This window comes from Chitinimonas taiwanensis DSM 18899, assembly GCF_900119825.1.
Classification (GTDB): Bacteria; Pseudomonadota; Gammaproteobacteria; order Burkholderiales; family Chitinimonadaceae; genus Chitinimonas; species Chitinimonas taiwanensis.
Genome location: NZ_FPKR01000009.1, coordinates 195,050 through 211,757 on the forward strand (window position 1 = coordinate 195,050; position 16,708 = coordinate 211,757).

The 16,708-nt window shown below is 62.3% G+C and carries 18 protein-coding genes; 11 read left to right on the top strand and 7 right to left on the bottom strand.

The features are described from left to right. Positions 1 to 2: 2 nt before the first annotated feature. Genes BT173_RS12575 through BT173_RS12600 form a run of 6 tightly spaced genes read right to left on the bottom strand, consistent with a single transcriptional unit; the run spans position 3 to position 6,195 of the window. A complete protein-coding gene (locus BT173_RS12575) occupies positions 3 to 2,027 on the bottom strand; it encodes a phage tail sheath C-terminal domain-containing protein (protein ID WP_072429010.1) in 2,025 nt (674 codons plus the stop codon). A 47-nt stretch (positions 2,028 to 2,074) separates the two neighbouring features. Beyond that, positions 2,075 to 2,524, bottom strand: a complete 450-nt coding sequence (locus BT173_RS12580; protein WP_072429011.1) for a phage tail protein — start codon at positions 2,522 to 2,524, stop codon at positions 2,075 to 2,077. A gap of 20 nt (positions 2,525 to 2,544) precedes the next feature. Next, a complete protein-coding gene (locus tag BT173_RS12585; protein WP_072429012.1) occupies positions 2,545 to 4,422 on the bottom strand; it encodes a phage tail sheath family protein in 1,878 nt (625 codons plus the stop codon). Between the two features lie 36 nt (positions 4,423 to 4,458). After that, the gene (locus BT173_RS12590; protein WP_072429013.1) at positions 4,459 to 5,343 is read right to left on the bottom strand and encodes a hypothetical protein; all 885 of its coding nucleotides are present in this window, start codon (positions 5,341 to 5,343) and stop codon (positions 4,459 to 4,461) included. Beyond that, positions 5,340 to 5,957 carry a Pvc16 family protein gene (locus BT173_RS12595; RefSeq protein ID WP_072429014.1) on the bottom strand — a complete coding sequence of 206 codons (618 nt, stop codon included), beginning with the start codon at positions 5,955 to 5,957 and terminating at the stop codon, positions 5,340 to 5,342. Before BT173_RS12595 ends, BT173_RS12590 begins: the two co-directional genes overlap by 4 nt. Before the next feature lie 4 nt (positions 5,958 to 5,961). Further along, positions 5,962 to 6,195 carry a DUF3467 domain-containing protein gene (locus tag BT173_RS12600; RefSeq protein ID WP_175545599.1) on the bottom strand — a complete coding sequence of 78 codons (234 nt, stop codon included), beginning with the start codon at positions 6,193 to 6,195 and terminating at the stop codon, positions 5,962 to 5,964. 347 nt (positions 6,196 to 6,542) lie between these two features. On the opposite strand from BT173_RS12600, the gene BT173_RS12605 reads away from it, so the two are divergent. From BT173_RS12605 to BT173_RS12625, 5 genes are all read left to right on the top strand, one after another. Beyond that, positions 6,543 to 7,853 carry a sigma-54 interaction domain-containing protein gene (locus tag BT173_RS12605; protein WP_245794172.1) on the top strand — a complete coding sequence of 437 codons (1,311 nt, stop codon included), beginning with the start codon at positions 6,543 to 6,545 and terminating at the stop codon, positions 7,851 to 7,853. Positions 7,854 to 7,937: 84 nt separating this feature from the next. Further along, positions 7,938 to 8,240 carry a hypothetical protein gene (locus BT173_RS12610; RefSeq protein WP_072429016.1) on the top strand — a complete coding sequence of 101 codons (303 nt, stop codon included), beginning with the start codon at positions 7,938 to 7,940 and terminating at the stop codon, positions 8,238 to 8,240. Positions 8,241 to 8,308: 68 nt separating this feature from the next. Further along, complete coding sequence (locus BT173_RS12615) at positions 8,309 to 8,524, top strand: heavy-metal-associated domain-containing protein (RefSeq protein ID WP_072429017.1); 216 nt, start codon at positions 8,309 to 8,311, stop codon at positions 8,522 to 8,524. Between the two features lie 107 nt (positions 8,525 to 8,631). Then, a complete protein-coding gene (locus BT173_RS12620; protein ID WP_072429018.1) occupies positions 8,632 to 10,215 on the top strand; it encodes a methyl-accepting chemotaxis protein in 1,584 nt (527 codons plus the stop codon). 189 nt (positions 10,216 to 10,404) lie between these two features. Beyond that, entirely contained in the window at positions 10,405 to 12,699 is a 2,295-nt protein-coding gene (locus tag BT173_RS12625) for a di-heme oxidoreductase family protein (RefSeq protein ID WP_072429019.1), read from the top strand. 284 nt (positions 12,700 to 12,983) lie between these two features. On the opposite strand, the gene BT173_RS12630 is transcribed toward BT173_RS12625, so the two are convergent. Continuing rightward, positions 12,984 to 13,418, bottom strand: coding sequence for a hypothetical protein (locus BT173_RS12630; protein ID WP_072429020.1), 435 nt, complete (start codon positions 13,416 to 13,418; stop codon positions 12,984 to 12,986). A gap of 193 nt (positions 13,419 to 13,611) precedes the next feature. On the opposite strand from BT173_RS12630, the gene BT173_RS12635 reads away from it, so the two are divergent. The 6 genes from BT173_RS12635 to BT173_RS19360 all read left to right on the top strand — a co-directional run. Further along, positions 13,612 to 13,956 (top strand): hypothetical protein, encoded by a 345-nt coding sequence (locus BT173_RS12635; RefSeq protein WP_072429021.1) that lies wholly within the window; start codon positions 13,612 to 13,614, stop codon positions 13,954 to 13,956. A gap of 1 nt (position 13,957) precedes the next feature. Then, a complete protein-coding gene (locus BT173_RS12640; protein ID WP_072429022.1) occupies positions 13,958 to 14,188 on the top strand; it encodes a hypothetical protein in 231 nt (76 codons plus the stop codon). Positions 14,189 to 14,443: 255 nt separating this feature from the next. Then, positions 14,444 to 15,598 carry a phage/plasmid replication domain-containing protein gene (locus tag BT173_RS12645; RefSeq protein ID WP_072429023.1) on the top strand — a complete coding sequence of 385 codons (1,155 nt, stop codon included), beginning with the start codon at positions 14,444 to 14,446 and terminating at the stop codon, positions 15,596 to 15,598. A gap of 87 nt (positions 15,599 to 15,685) precedes the next feature. Then, complete coding sequence (locus BT173_RS12650; protein WP_139256149.1) at positions 15,686 to 15,907, top strand: hypothetical protein; 222 nt, start codon at positions 15,686 to 15,688, stop codon at positions 15,905 to 15,907. Continuing rightward, the gene (locus BT173_RS12655) at positions 15,900 to 16,124 is read left to right on the top strand and encodes a hypothetical protein (protein WP_072429025.1); all 225 of its coding nucleotides are present in this window, start codon (positions 15,900 to 15,902) and stop codon (positions 16,122 to 16,124) included. The genes BT173_RS12650 and BT173_RS12655 overlap by 8 nt, the downstream gene beginning before the upstream one ends. A gap of 104 nt (positions 16,125 to 16,228) precedes the next feature. Continuing rightward, on the top strand, positions 16,229 to 16,708 hold a 480-nt coding region (locus BT173_RS19360; protein WP_139256150.1), incomplete at its 3' end, for a hypothetical protein.

Below are 16,708 nucleotides of genomic sequence, written 5' to 3' on the forward strand. Positions count from 1 at the left end.
GCTCAGTCCTCCAGGGTCAGCGTGCCGTCACCATCACGGCGCAGGCGCAGCAGGATGAATTCCAGCGGTTCGGCCGGTGCCACGCCGATCTCGACCAGCAGCTCGCCATTCAATAGGCGCGGCGCTTCGTTACGGATGCGCACAAAGAAGGCCTCGCCCTCGTTATTCCCAACGAAGGCGCCGGCGCGGAACAGGCGGCGCAGCAGATGCTCGATCGCGTGACGCAGGTCCTGCCACAGCTTGGGACCATTCGGCTCGAACACCGCCCACTGGGTCTCGATCAGCAGGGTGCGGCGCAGCATCAGCATCAGCCGGCGCACCGATAGCTGGCGCCACTGCACATCGCGCGCCAGCGTGCGCGCGCTGCTCAGGCGTATGCCGTCCGGGTCGCGCACAAAGCAGTTGCCGCCTTGTGGGAAGCGCTGCGCGACTTGCTCGGCACTGAGCGGCTCGGCCAGGTTGACGATTTCACGCGCCAGCTCATTGGCCGGGCCATGCTGGATGCCAAAGGCGATCTCGCGCCGCGCCACGATGCCGGCCGCCACCGCACTGGGCGGAATCGGCCGCAGGCTGTCGGTGCGCTGGCTATCCAAGCTGAAGGCACGCCGCGAGGCGATCAGCCACGGGTGGTAGGCCGCGCACCAGCTGCTGTCAAAGCGCGCGCGCCAACGTTCGAACTGGCCCTGCGACAGGCCGGGCGGCACATCGATCAGGGCGATCAGGTTCTGGGTGGCTTCGCAGAACTCGACCACGCGTGCCTGCAAATCGGCCACCTGCTGCAAGTCGCCCGCCTTGCGCGGGTCGAGCAGCAGGTTGATCAGGGCATTCGGCGCCACATTCACGCTCGCCAGCTGTGCCTGGCTATGTACGCAGCGTGCAAAGCTCGGCCCAGCCTCGCTTTGCAGCGTTTCTAGCAGACTTTCCTCGCCCGCCCACTGGCTGGGGAGATAGAGGTCGGGCACCAGCAGCTGGCTCACGCCATTCAGGCCGGCCAGCGCGCAAATGCCTTCGCCCGGCCCTTCCTCGGCCGGCGACCAGCTGCTGTCGAAGAAGTCGTCGAAACCGAGTGCGGCATAGCCATCGTCGCCCCCGCCAAAGCCCTGGCTGCGGCCCTGCAGGGTTTCCACATTCAGGCTGGCCGGCAACAGCTCGGCACCAGCCCAGCTGCTGGCTGGCCAGAGCAGGCGCGACTCATCGCACAGCACGCTGGCGATAAAGCGTGGGTGGCTGGGGCTGAGCGCCAGTTGTTCGAAACGCTCGCTGCGCCCGTCGCCGTCATCCACCGCCAACCAAGCGCTGATCAGTTCAAGCCGCGCGGGCGCAGCGGGCAGCGGTGCATCAAGCTGCACCATCCAGCGCGAACGCGGCAGCAACGCATCGGGCTGCTCGACGGTGCCGCGGCAGAAGCGTAGATGCCGGTTGCCCAGGCTATCCACGATGCGCAGCAGGCTGCCGCTGGGCACGGCGCCCGCGCGCGTGACGATGATTTGCTGCATCGGGCCGGCACTGAAGCCGACTGCCTGGGTGGCGAAACCGAGGGTGACTGCCAGCCTGTCGCCCCAGCTGCCCTGGTTGCGTGCCAAGAGCGGCAGCGCCGTGCTGGTGGCACCCAGCAGCTCGCCCCGCGCAAGGCCGGCCAGATTGGGTGGCTCACCCGGCACGGCCGGGCCGCTCTGGCGCGGCACGATGCGGCAGATCCAGGCCAAGCGTCCACCTTGCTCGAAATACATGGCCACCGCATAGGGCAGCAGACCTGGCCCTTCAAAGCCGCCGAACAGCTGGCGATATTCATCGAAGCTGCGTACCGCCACCGCCACACTGCGCAGGCGTGGGCGTTGCAGATCGGCCATGGTCTGCCAGCCGGCCGGGTGCTGATGGTCGACCAGCGGCACATAGGCCGGCCCGCGCGGTGCCACGCCGACAAACGCGCACACATCCATATGCTGCGGGTTGAGCCGGGCAGCAATCGCATCGGGCAGGGCATAGACGCCGGGGGCGGCCAGCGGGGCGCGTTGTGTAGTCAGCATGGTGGGCTTCCGAGGCAGGTGCCGGGTCGACCGCCCGGCAACCGGGTTTACTCGTAGCTGATCCCCTCATGGGTCAGGTGCAACTCCTCCATGGCCACCTCGCCACCGCCCTTGGCAGCCAGGGTGGGGCCAACCCATTTCTTCGGCTGGGCATTGCGCAGCCGAAAGCTCAGCACCGGCTTGCGCGCCTCGTCGAGCACGGTGATGGTGACCTGGCGCGGCAGGGTGGCGCCTTCGCGCACCTGCTTGACCCACTCGAACAGATCGGTCGAGCCGACCAGGCCGCGCTTGAGCGTCACGTCTTCCTGCTTGAAGGTATTGGCCACCTTGCGCACGGTGTTGAACTGCTCATTGCCATTGCGGTACTCGGAATAATTGATCTCGGTCCCGAGGCCGCTGGCATCGGAAAAGCCGGCCACCACACTGGTCTCGTCGCCCGTGCCGAGCGAGACCAGGAAATTGAAGGCGCCGTAGGGGTTGTCGCGTAGCGTTGCCATCATCTGCTCCTTGAATCAGCTCAGGACTTGGCGTCGGCCGTCCATTGGCCCACGCGGAAGATCACGAATTCGGCCGGCCGGCTTGGCGCAAGGCCCACAAGGCAAATCATCCGGCCGTTATCGAGGTCGTTCTGGGTCATCGTGCTGCGGTCGCAGCGCACGAAGTAGGCTTGCTCGGGCTTTTCGCCGATCAGCGCGCCATCGCGCCACAACACCAAGAGGAAGTCTTCGATGGTGCGGCGGATATTCGCCCACAGCCGCTCGTTATTCGGCTCGAACACCGCCCACTGGGTGGCTTTGTCGATCGAATGCTCGATGTAGATGAACAGGCGGCGCACATTCACATACTTCCATTCCGGGTCCGAGCTCATGGTGCGCGCGCCCCATACCCGGCTGCCGCGTCCTTCAAAGAAGCGCAGGCAGTTCACGCCCTCTGGGTTCAGCACATCCTGGCGCGCCTTGTTGATATTGATCTCGAAGGCTGTCAGGCCGCGCACCACCTCATTGGCCGGCGCCTTGTGCACGCCACGTTCGATATCGCTGCGCGCATAGATGCCGGTGACGAAGCCGGAAGGCGGTAGCAGCAGCTTGCGCGGCGGCGTGCCTGGCACGATGGGGAAGAGCGGATCGAGGATTTCGATCCACGGGTGGTAGAGCGCCGCGTACTTGCTGTCGAACTGACCGCGGAAGTCGCGGATTTCGCTGATCGAGCTGGCCTTTGGGCCATCGACCACCGCAATCCGGTAACGGCAGCGCTCGGCATGGCTGATCAGCTTGTCGGCGGCCGCTTTGCGCACATCGGCATCCTCATAGGCACCCGCATCAGGCATGGCCACGATGGCGATGTCCTCGATCTCGGCCAGCGCCTCGAGGCCCGTGGCACGCACATTGGCGTGGTCGGGGTCGGCTTCCTTGCCAGCCAGCTCATCCGGGCCGGGCAGATTGCCATCGCGCCCACCACTGAGGCGCTTCTGCGGCACGCTGCGCAAGCCGGCCATCAGCCGTGCCGGACCGAACAGATCGGCCGGGTCGTAGGCCCAGTCGAGGTAGACCATCGCGTTCTCGTCTTCCGGGTCGTCGGCTTCCAGCACCTTGGCAATATCACGCCGCTGGGCGGGATGGGCACCGAGCTCCTCGTAGCTGTCGAGCCGACCGGATGGGCCGTAAACCAGCACGCGCAGCTCGACCAGGAAGATCACCCGCTCGCCGAGCAGGAAGGGGAAGGGCGCCGGTACACCGCCGCCCACGGCTGCGAAGGTCTGCCGGCCATCGCTATCGATCTGCACCACGAAGAGATTGGCCTCGTTCAGCGCGTCGTTGTCCTTGGGGAAGGGCCCGGCACTGGGCAGCACTTCGACCACCGAGCCATGCCGCACGCGTTGCACCTGCACACCCCAGCTATCGCGGTTCAGGATGTCGTTTGGGTCGTCGGCATGCTGAAAGGCCAGGTTCTTGCTGCGCACCACGCGGGTATCGACCAGCACATTGCCCATCTCACCCGGCCAGCGCGCGCGCCAGTCGGCACTGCCGGTGCTGAGCGGCACATTGAGGCTGGCCACATGGCTGCTGGCCAGGTCGTCCACCGCATCCTTGAATACGCGCGACACATACAGGCGCTTGCCACCATTGGCAAAGAAGGCGCGCGCCGCATGGGCCAGGTAGTTGGTGCGTGCACCGTTCAGGAAGCCAATTTCCTCCAGGCCGCCATACACGCGCTCGAACTCGGTGAAGGATGTGATCAGCCGCGGCCCCACATTGGCGGGCCCGCCCGCATACTGCACCGGGCCAAAGCGGGTAAAGCCGGCAAAGCCGGTCGTGCTGGTGGGCACGCCTTCGATCGACTTCGAGCGGAAGCTGACCTCTTCGACGTAGACCCCAGGGGCAAGATACTCTGGCATTGCCTTTCTCCTTATTTCCGGTTCGATCGCGAGCTGCTAGGTGAACAGGAGCGCCGCGCCATTGCCGCTTAGCACTTCGCCCAGCCTGAGTTGTGCAGTTGTGGATACCGAGGCGGTGTAAGCCGCCGGCACGGCGGTGCCGCGCAAGACATCGTTGATGCTGGCCGTGCCACAGGCTTCGATGGGCAAGGCGGCCAGCGGGTCGAGCGGGTCAGCCGGTACGGCTGCCACGGGCGCGAACGCCCACAGGCGCACACGCACCGGGTTGCTGAGTGCTGCGCCACTGACCGCACGTGCATCCAGTGCCAGCACATACTCGCCCTGCGCATCGGCATGGGCATGGCCAACCCGGCTGGCCAAAGTGAAATCAGCCTGCTCGGCCGGCACGGTGGCGATGACCCGCGCCCAGGGCACGGCCAGGCCACTGGCCAGGCTGGCACCACGCAGCACACGGCCACGCACGGCGCTGACCGTGCCGGGCAGCGGATAGGCGGCCGCCGGCCATAGCCAGGGCGTGCGGATATTCAGCGGCGTGGCGGCCGGCAGCGGCCCATCCATGCTCAATTCAATGGCCAGGCGGCGCGGCACATAGCGGCGCGCATCGCTTTCCGGCCGGTAAGCGGGCTTGCCATCCAGTGCGCCACCAAATACGCGCAGCACCCAGTGCGTATCGACGCCCTCGGCCAGCGCATGCGCCATCACGCGCTTGATCTGGCCCGCATAGCGCGCGGCGTGCCGGTCGGCGCGATGGCGTTCCAGCGTGTAGGGCAGCGGATAGGGGCCAATCGACTCGAGCTCGACCCGCAAGCCACCATGTGCGGGGCTTTGCGCCAACGCATCGATGCACGACAGACCCAGCGCCAGGCGGTGCTGCACGCTCATCACCGGCACGGTCTGTTCAAGGGTCAGGATGTCGTTCATGCCGATACCCGCAAGGCGATGTCGGCATCGGTTACCGGCGGCGTGGCACGGCTCTCGAAGGTATCGATACGCACCACGCGCGCCACATAGGGCACGGTCAGGCGGTAATCGGCCGGCAGGGAATCAAAGGTGCGCATCAGCGCCTCGGTGGAGATTTCCTCCAGCAGCAGCTGCACGGCTTCGCTGGCCCCAGGCTGTGGCTCATCATCGAGCGCGGGCGCCAGGGCCGGCGCATACAGCAGCGGGCCGGACAGTACCGGTGTGTATTCGATCGCCTGCATGGCACGGCCGAGGATCAGGTGTTCGTGCTCGGCGTTATCGGCCCAGGCGGACAGCAGGAAATGCAGGTCCAGGGCCAGATGGCCCTTGCCGTCGGCCGAGCCAACCGCCGACCAGGCCGCGCGCATGGCCTTGTTGAAATCCACGCGGTACAGATAGATGGACAGCGCATACGTGCCTATCGCCTGCTGGACGTTCTTGTGCATCAGGTCTTCGGTGCGGATCAGCACTGCACGGGTGTTGTGCCCGTTCACCGGTTGGCGCTCGTTGAAGGCCAGATTGAGCAAACGCTCAATGCTCTTTCCCACTGCGGCGATGCCCGCAAAGCCCGACATAGACTTACTGCCCCCCCGATTTTTGCTTGCTGATCAGACGCAGATGCTGCTGCAGGCTGTCGTCCAGCACCGCGCGCAACTGCTCGGCCGAGGTAGGGGTGAGCACCAGACGGCACACCAGCGCCGCCTCCTGGCTGCCCGCATATTGCTGGCAGCACTCGATCACGAACTCATTCTGGTTGTGACCGATGCGGAACTGGTTGGCGTATTGGGCTAGCGGCGTCTCAATGGCTTTCACGACCATGCATCCCGGACATGATCGTTACTTAGCAAGCAAGATACCAACAGGTTCTATGTCAAATAAATCAGCATGTTAATAAACCAAATCGCAAAAATTAATTGCATTGTCATGGCATTTGAGACGACGGGGTGTAACATCAAAACACGCCATAAAACTTATATATTTTCGCCAGCGGGGCTTTGCGTACTGCCGGCGCTGTAACAGGCGATGTGACACTTTGTCTCGCCGTGGTGCATGCATCACGGAGCAGGAGGAAGCCCGCGGTCAGGCAGAACAGGGCGCTAACAAGGCGCTGCCGGCCCAGCGGGGACGATAGACAAGCAACGGTCCAAGAACCGCCGCGTGTGAGGGCCGCCACGATGGCTGCGCACTACAACGCTTCATTCACCTTGATGGCCGCCACCCAGGCTGATCTGACGCTGGCGGGCCGTGTTGCCCGCAGCCTGCGCAAGCAAAGCTGCGCGGTCGAGCTGCGCGAACAGGCGCTCGGTCGCGACAGCCTGGGCTGCGATGCATTGATCAGCCACACCAGCGCCGAGCGCCTGGGCCGTCTGTTCGATGAGCTGGGCCTGCAGACGGCCGGGCAGGGCAGGGGCATGGTGCTGATCCACCCGGAACCGGAAGCCGCCCACTACGCCCTGGCCCTGCGCCGTGGCCTGGGTGATGTGATTGCCTGGCCGGGCGAGCTCGACAGCTGGTGTCGCCAGCACAGCCAGCGCCATGGCTCGGAAGCAGCCGGCAATAGCGCACTGCTTGGGCAATCGATTGCCATGCGCCAGCTGCGCCAGCGCGTACAGCGCATTGCCGCCTATGACAGCACGGTGCTGCTGAGCGGCGAAACCGGCACTGGCAAGGAATGCGTGGCAAATGCCATACACGCCGCCAGCCCACGCCGTGGCCAGCCTATGATCAGCATCAATTGCGCAGCCCTGCCTGATCTACTGGTCGAATCGGAGCTGTTTGGCTACGAACGCGGTGCATTCACCGGCGCCCACAGCAGCCAGGCCGGCAAGTTTGCCGCGGCCGAGGGCGGCACATTGTTTCTGGATGAAATCGGCGATATGCCGCTGTGCGCACAGGCCAAGATCCTGCGCGTCATTGAGAATCAGGAGTACTTCCGCCTGGGCAGCACACGCGCACAGCACAGCAATGTGCGCCTGATCGCCGCCACCCATCAGCCTCTGGACGAGCTATGCCGCCAGGGGCGTTTTCGGCTCGATCTGTATTACCGCCTGAATGTTGCCCCGATCGAACTGCCGAGCCTGCGCGAACGTGCCGAGGACATCGGCTTACTGGCCGAGCAGTTCCTGCGCGAGAGCTGCCAGCGCATCGGCCGGCCGCTCAAGCTGGGGGCAGAAGCGAGCCAAGCCCTGCTCGATTATCACTGGCCCGGCAATGTGCGCGAGCTGCGCAATGCCATTGAGCTCGCCGCCATCAATTGCGAGCGGCAACAGATCGGCCTGAGCGACCTGCCACCACAGCTGATGCGCTGGGCAAGCAGCCGACCGCAAGCACAGGATGAGCTAAGTCAGCTGAGCAGCCTGTTGATCGATACCCAGTGGAATAAATCGGAAGTGGCGCGCACGCTGAACTGGTCGCGCATGAAGCTGTACCGCAAGCTCAAGTTCTATGGGCTTGATACGCCCAAGCGCTGAGTTTGGACTAGGGACGTCGCAATTAATGTGACATGTCACAAAATAAGGCTAGACTGCGCATAACGATTATCGACCACGCCCACCATGTCGCAGCCCGCCACCTCAACCCCACCCACCAAACCGCGCCGCGGTCGCCCCAGCCTGGGCGAGCAGGCAATGAGTAGTGCCGAACGCAAGCGACGCAGCCGTGCGCAGCAGAAGCTGGCCGGTCTGCAATCAAAGGACCTGCAAGCGCGGATTCCCACGCCGTTCTCCTGTGAGCTGGATGCCATCAGCCTGTCGCGCCTGCGCAAGGCGGCTCGTGCAGCCCGGCTCAGCATCGCGCAGATGCTCGAACAGCTGATCAACGAACATCTGCCCAACAGCATCGATACGCACGACGCTTGACCTTGCCACGGCAGCAAGCCCCAGCCTGTGTGGACGGCCAAGCCGGCCGCAAACACAGGAGTAGCGATATGTATGAGTTCAATGTGGAGGGCATGGGCTGCGCCAGTTGCGTAGGCAAGATCCAGCGCGCCATCGATCAGCTCGATCCTGACGCCCAGGTCAACGTCGATCGCGCCCAGGGGCGGGTCTCCATCGTCAGCGAATTGACACAGGCGCAACTGGCTGAGGCGCTAACTGCGGCGGGGTTTGCGCCGCGCCCCACGCTGAGTGTGGCGCACAGTTAGGCAAAGTGCAGGGCGATGCCGAGGCGATCAACGGTCGGCACTTGTCATCGCCCTGCCACAGAGCATTCATATTATCGATGGCTAATTTATCAGCCCTCGACATCGCCATGCGCCTCACCTTATCCCGGCAGTTGTTGCTGCTGAATCTGTTCACCACTCTGGCGCTCGGCTTAGTTCTGGCGCTCACCGGCTGGAGCCTGAGTACGCTCAGGCTGGACTTCCGCCACTACGAGGCCGGGCAGCGCAGTGTGAATCTGCTGCTGGAGATCAAGGCCAGCGCCCTCTCGGTGGCGCGCGCCGATCCCATCCTGGCCGAGACCGCCGCGCAACTGGCCAGCACCGACCAGGCCGTGCGTACGGCGGCGCAAGCACTGCAGCCCTTGCTGTCCGATGCCGAGGCCAAGCAGGTGAAGGGGCTGATCGACCAATTCTGGCTTGAGTACATACGCCAGTTCAGCAGCGCGACCCGCATCGCCGAGAGCAGCCCGCAGGATGCCTTGGGCATTCCCGAGCAGATCTACCAACTGCAGCTGGCACCAATGATTAGCGCGCTGGATGCGCTGGTGGGGCGCGAGCGCCAGCATGCCGCCCAGTTGCAGGCCCGCATCGTCCAGACCACCGAGCAGATTTTCCGTGGCGTGCTGATTCCGCTGCTGCTGGCCGCGCTGGTGGTGATTGCTGGCCAGTTCTTGCTGGCCAGCCGCCTGAAGCGGCGCCTCAAGCAGATGGAGGCCGAGGCGTTGCGCATGCAGGGTGGTGATCTGCGTCATCGTCTGCCCGAGGGCGAGGATGAATTGGGCCAGCTCGCGCGCGCCTTCAATGGCTTTGTGACGGTGCTAAGCCAGCTGCTGCGCGAAGTGCAGCAGGAAGTGGCCCATACCCGCCATGAAGCCGGCCAGCTGAGCACGCGCGCCGAACAGGTCGGCCAGTTCACCACCCAGCAAAGCCGTGAGGTGGGTGAAATCGGCGCGGCGGTCGCGCAGCTGTCAGGGTCGGTGCATACCGTGGGCAGCTTTGCGCAGGCGGCGGACCAGGCGGCGCAAGCCGCGAATCAGCTCACACGCCAGGCCGAACAACGCAGCGGCCAGGCGCTACACGATATGCAGCTATTGCAAGGCAGCGTACAGCGCGCCCGTACGACGCTGACTTCGCTGGGTAGCGCCATGGGCAAGGTGACGGCCGTCAGCGCACTGATCAAGGACATCGCCAGCCAGACCAATCTCTTGGCCTTGAATGCCGCCATCGAGGCTGCCAGGGCGGGCGAGAGCGGGCGCGGCTTCGCCGTGGTGGCCGATGAGGTGCGCAAGCTGTCCGAGCGCACCGCCGGCGCGACCGGCGAAATCGGCACGATTCTGAGTGGCTTGGCCACCAGCATGGATGAGGCCCACCAGGCCATGGATCAGGCGGAATCGCTGGCGGTGGAGGAGCTGGGTCAAGTCGAAACGATTGCCCAGCTGATGCAGCAGGCCGAGCGCATGGCCGAGCAGGTACAGCAGCGCATGGACAGCATTGCCCAGGCCACGCGCGAGCAATCGCAAACCAGCGGGCAGATCAGCCAGGATGTACAGGCAATCAACAGCCTGGCGCAGGACACCGCCGAGCAGATGCAGGCCACCTTGCGGCAAGCTAGCGGGCTGAGCGCCGGCGCGGCGCGCCTGGAGCAGGCCGCGCGCCGTTTCCAGCTCGACTAGTTGGCGAACATAGGCCTTTCTGTAGTCGCCACGGTCGGGCTACGGGTAGGAAAACGACAAATTAGCAAAAATTGATTTGCTTTTAGAGTTTTTACTAGTGAGCTGGCGTATATTCCGCCCGCATAAAATCAAGCAGTTCATCAGGGGAAGTGATGCGGGGCTTTCTAATCTCTGGCAGAGGGAAAGACGATGCACACATTACATACGGCCGGCCGAAGTAGACCGGCATATCTAAGTCGCAGCGCACTGCTGGCCTTGCTGGGCGCTGGCCTGCTTTCCGCCTGTGGCGGCGGAGGAGGGGATGCGCCAGGCACCAGCACACCGATAGGCGCAACGCCCAATGAGGGCGTGCCCGGCAAGGGCACGGTCACGGCAGACGGCTATGTGCCGCTCTTTCCCGAAGGCACCAAATTCCTGGAGCAATTGCAGTACCGCGAGGCTGACGGCACCTTGGTGACGCTGGCAGGCTTTCGCACTACCGACCGGCACGCCCGTGAGCGCGGCGAAGGCTGGTTCGAGGCGGACCGTGGGCCGGGCGCTTATTTCACTTTCCCGACCTTTTACTTCCAGAACCGCACCCTGGGCCTGGAAATCCGCGACACCATTCCGGCCGGCGGCAACAAGATACAGATCTTCCTGCGCGCCAATGGCGGCAGCTTCGATGGCACCACCTTCAGCTTGTTCCGCAATATCCAGAACCCGGAAGTGCGCGACTACGGCTGGTCGATGAACACCGGCTTCAATAATCCGACCGAAAAGGGCCTGCCTTTCTGCCACACCGATCAGCCGCGAGAAGACTGCATGATCGAGTTCACCTCGAACTGGCGCACCGATCCGCATAGCCCGCTCAAGATCGGCGATAAGATCGAGCTGGCACCGGCCGTGCGTCTGGCACGCTGGGAGATGAACCAAGACCCGAAGAAGGCTGGCTGGCCGCTGCAGAGTGGCAATCGCTACTACTCGCAAGCCACCACCGACCCGGCCAAGAGTGGCAAGGCCATCATCGATGGCGGCGGTAGCCGCTATTACTCGCTGGAGCAGCTCTATGTGGTAGGGAAGGGCATGCGTCCCTGGTATGGGATTGCGCCAAATCTGGATTCCGAGCCGCTGCCTGATGACACCCTGCTGGGTGGCGACACCAGCATCTCGTACAACTATGCCGATGAGCCGATGCGGGTATTCCAGCAGCCAGCCAACAATATCGGCATCAAGAACCTGCAACGCTTTGTGGAGGGCCGTCGCCTGTTCCACACCTCATTCAAGGACGGCACGCATTCCGAGCACGACCGCACCAATCCGGTATTCAGCGCCCATATCGGCCAGCTTGGGCCGCGCTTCAACCAGGAACGCTGCATTGCCTGCCATGTGAACAATGGGCGGAGCAGCGCAGCCGAGATTGGCTCACCGCTGGACATGATGCTGGTTGCCACCGGCACCGCCATGAATGAAGGCCGTCGCGTTGCGCACCCCGATTACGGCTTGAACGTGCAACACCATGCCAATGGCGGCAAGGCCAATGACTATGACGTGAGCATCATCCAGTACGACACTCAGCTACGCACGCTGCCGGACGGCACCCAGGTAGAGTTGCGCAAGCCGGTGTATGCATTCAAGGGCGCACGGCCAGCGCTGATGTCGGTGCGCCAGGCGCCACAGGTAATCGGCATGGGCCTCTTGGAAGCGCTACCCGAGCAGACCATCGTGGCCATGGCCGACCCAGACGACAGGAATGGCGATGGCATCCGTGGCGTGTTCAACCTGGTCACCGACCCGGATACCGGCCAGCCGCGCGTAGGACGTTTCGGCTGGAAGGCCGGCAAGGCCAGCATCCGCCACCAGGCCGCCGAAGCGCTGATGAACGATATGAGCGTGACCACCACCAGCTACCCCAAGCACAGCTGCCAGCGTGGCGCAGCCGATTGTCGTAGCAGTGCTGGTGCGCCAGCCGTGAGCGAAGCGGAGCTGCAGCGCCTGACCCACTATCTATCCCTGCTCGGCGTGCCGGCGCAGCGTAGCGTTCGCAGCGGCTATCCGGCCGGTATGCGGGTCGCGGTCGAGCACGATGTCGATCCAGTAGTCGTGGCACGCGGCGCAGCTGTTTTCAACAGCACGGGCTGCACCAGCTGCCATACGGCACAGTTGAAGACCGGCAACACCCATCCCTTTGTGGAGCTGCGCAACCAGACCATACGGCCGTACACCGATATGCTGCTGCACGATATGGGCCCGGACCTGGCCGACACCGTGCAGGAATACAAGGCCATGCCCGCCATGTGGCGCACGCCGCCGCTATGGGGCGTCGGCACGCTGAAGTTCACCCAGGGCGGCGCCGATAAAGCACGCTACCTGCACGACGGCCGCGCCCGCACGCTGATGGAAGCCATCCTTTGGCACGGCGGCGAAGCGGAAGCCACGCGCAGGAAGTTTGAAGCGCTGCCAGCAACAGATCGCGCCGCCTTGGTTGCTTTCCTGGAAACACTGTAGTCGCGCTGATTGCTGGCTTAGTCAACGCGCAAGTGAAGCAAGCCTCGACGGCCTTGGCCGTCGTGGCTTTTCATGTGCGCTAAATTTGCATCGGGTAGTCTGCGCACTTAGCGCTGGGGAAGACACATAGGGTGGGCACGATCGTCTACAGCGCACTGCATAGCGAAGATGAGCAGGCCAAGCAACCCAGGCGCAGGAAACTCATTGCTCGCTTTGCTGCGAACAACAACTCAGGAGTAGGAGAAGCGCGTTTACAAAGCCGGACACCTCGGTGATTTAAGGTTCTATCCAGGTACACGACTTGACATAATAAACATTTGCTTATTAGGGGTAACGGTTTGATAACCATTTGTTATTAAAGCTGCTTTAGCCTCAGAGTGGGGCAGTGTTCCGTAAGCCATCAGCAGTCCTAGCCCCAAAAGAACCGCCTGAATCGACGACCGAAATCGTTTCACCTGGTCCTCCCAGAATGACCTCCTTTCGTCGCTCTTTGCCCGCTCGGCCTCAATGATCGCCGACACCTCCAGCGGGTTCATCTTCAGGATTTCAGCCAAGCGCCACACCGCATAGGTGTCCGGCTGTCCTCGTCCGTTTTTCCAGTCGTACAGCTTCTGCTTGTACGCCCCCAGCTCGTCGCCAAGCCGACTTTCGCTGATTGGCTTCTCGTCTGTTCCTAGCTTTTTCGCTGCCGCTTCGAGCAGGTCATTCAGGGTTTGCATGTCCGCACCGTAAGATTTTCATTGCGTAAGAATTTTCTGCCGTGTAACTTTCCGTCAGATTTTTCTTCCGAAAGGAAAATCTGACACCGGTTTTTGCGAAGTCTACCGCTCTTTCCCCCTGAAACGCTTCCTCCTACTCACCCGGCATAAGCCCCGGGTCTTTTTTTGACCACACCACAGAGAGCAAACACCAATGACTACCATGCGCCTCCACTGCCGCGGCTTCGTCCACATGAAGGGCAAGGCCAAAGAGACTGGCAAGGAATACGACTTCGCCCAGCTGATGATTGAGCTGGATATGAGCGGCAACCAGAACGCCAACATGCAGCGCCTCGCCTTCGGCAAGGAAGCTGTTGCCTTCGACGTCGAGCCGAGCTTCGCCGCCAAGTTCTACGGTTTCCCGTACCCCTGCGACCTCGATGTCCAGATCGAGGAACAAATGGTGAAAGGCCGCCGCGGCTCCCTGGAGACCCGCAAGAAGGCCGTTAACGCCACGCTGGCTACCCCTGCGGTTCCGGCAGCAGCAAAGGCGGTGTGACATGTCCAAGCACCTGCTCTGCCAAGACTGCTTGGCTATCTCTGAGCCCTCCAGCAACGAAAACGCTACCTGCTCCTGCGGTGGCGACCTGTGCGGCTGCCTGACCTGCGCCAATGACGCTGAAAAGCTGCTGAGCGGAGAGCGCGACTATCGTCGCCTGCACCTTGAAGCCCCGATTGATTTGTCGCACTGGTCGGCTTCGTCCGGCATTCGTGCGCTGCAGGCCGCCTGACATGCTCCGCATCGTCGGCACCTGCCGCCGCCAATCCGCGCAACCGGTTTTCGTGACTAGTCACGAGAACCGGGAGCCGGTTTTTGGACGGGTGACTGGTAACACCCGTCTTTTGTTTCATTTTGAAACAGAAGCCCCCATTTCGACCCCCCGTTTTCAGTCACCTAACCCCCGTCTTTTTTCTCAATTTGAGACTGCTTCACCCTCGCTGACCCCCCGTCTTTTTTCCCAAAATGGGAAAACTGGTGGTGCGTCATGACCGTCTTTGTCGATTTCATCCGCATCAGTCAGGTGCACCCCGGCGTGCGTAACGACTCCGGCGAATTCGGCCCGGCCTTCCCGCGCGTCGATTCCGGCTTTGTCACCAAGTACACCCGCGACGAGGAAACCGGCGAGCTTGATTGCGAGTGGCAGAGCACCAGCCGCCGCCATATCGAAGGCAGCTTTGACAGCCTCGTCGTACTTCACTCCGACGGCTACAAGGTCACACTTGAAGGCAATATCGGGCGCTACGGTCGCCCCGACAATGTCTTCAACTTTGACTTTGATCGCACCATCGACCTTTGCAACCGCCTGTGCGCGCTCCACGGCTTGCCGCCTTTCACGCCCGGCCAGATGGCCATGGCGCCCAATCCCAGCAAGCACGACCTGAAGCACGGCCTTCTCTTCGCCTGGACTGGCGCGGTCGTTTCCGAACTCCACCTCACCCAAAACCATGAATGCGGCTCGATGGCCGCTGCACAGGCCGCAATCGACTGGCTCAACACGCAGTCCATGTCGCACGTGAAAAAGGGCAGGGGAGGGCCTACCACCGTCTCATTCGGCGGCGGCAAGAACTCCCGCAAGAAGGTGGATTTCTACCTCAAAGCCCCCGAAATGCTGGCCCACCCACACGGCCGCAAGAAAACCGAAATCCTCGAAGACCCCGTTTACCAGTACTGCCACCAAAACGGCGTACTGCGCGCCGAACTTAAAGCCAAGCGCCTGCTGCTGCGCGATGCAGGCCTGCGTTACCTCGGAGACATCACCATGTCCAAGCTCGAAGCCCTTTATCACGACGAGATCGAAATCCTGAGCCGCACCAAAGCGGATGTTGCATCTATCGACTTAACCACCTTGCCGCCCAAAGTGCGCGCCACTGCTGACAGCTGGTTGCGTGGTGGCATTCCCTCAACATTCCTGTCGCGTACCACGCTTTGGCGCCACGCCAAGATGTTGCGCGATTACGGCATCGACATCATGCAGCCGCACGATCCGTCTGTGCCTTACCAGCCGATCACCATCAACGTCATCCAGATCAAGCCTATCGACCGGGCTCCCGACTGGTACTGGCCGCATCAACACAAGCTCCGCCTAGTCGTCGACAACACCAACCAGCTCGACCTCTGGGCAGACAGGCAGGCCGCCTAATGTCTGCCTTTCATCCAGCCAGCTGCCGCCGTGAGCGGCGGCCTCAGCCGCCGCACATGGCGGCAGGTGGCGACCATGCCTAGATGCGTGATCGAAACCGTCGATGGCTTCGCCCGCTTCACAGACGAGCAGCCTTGCACCGGCTACATCGTCTACGCCTCGGGCGAACAACCTTATTCAGGCTTACCCCCGCTATCCGTCGAGCAGGCGGGGACTTACGCAGCCGCATGTGCCTTGCTTTGGTTCATTGGCTCCGTAATGCGTCAAGTGCTCGACTTCTCGAAAGAAAGGTCTCAAGGCAATGAGTAAGTTCGTAAAAACCCTGGCAGCTGCTGCCACCTTCGCAACCGTTACCACCGGCCAAGTTATGGCCGCAGTTACCCCGCCGACAATTGATGCCGGTGCTGAAGCTGATACCTGGGTGATCTGGGGTGTTGGCCTGATGGGCGCGCTTTTCCTGCCCAAGCTCGGCATGAACTTGGCCAAGGCTGCATTCGCCAAGGTGCTGTCCTTCGGTGGCCGTTAATAGGTGGAAGGCTACTTCTTCCTCCTGATGGTCCTGCCGGCCCTCTGGCAGGTGGCCAGCGCGTGACACAAGGGGCTTCGGCCCCTTTTATTTTGGTATTGGCTATGCGTTATTTATTTCTTGCCTTTGCGTTTTTGGGTTTTGCGCTTGCCGCAGAAGACCCTAATTACCAATATATTTATCAGCCAAATTGGTTTGTCTATGGCAATTGCGGCGGCCCATCCCCTGATGATACAAAGCCTTGCCAAAAGCCCCCGGCATACCAAAACACTACACTTCAGCCCTGGATAGGCAGTCTCTTTAATAAACGTTCACAAGCCCTTGTTAATGAAAACAAGGTCATTGTTTTTTACTACAACGCCAGTCCTTCTTGCGATACATCTCAAGGCTGGGCGCTTGGAAATTTTAGTAGCCCGTATAAGGATTATTGTCGCCGCCTTAAAACCGCTGTCGATTGCCCTCCCGGCGAAATTAACCAGGGCGGCAAGTGTGTTTCCAAGTGTCTTGCGCTCTCTGGTGGCTCATTCGATCTCAAGGGCACTATTTTAAAAGGGAGCCCGGCATTAACCCTCTGTCGCAACAAT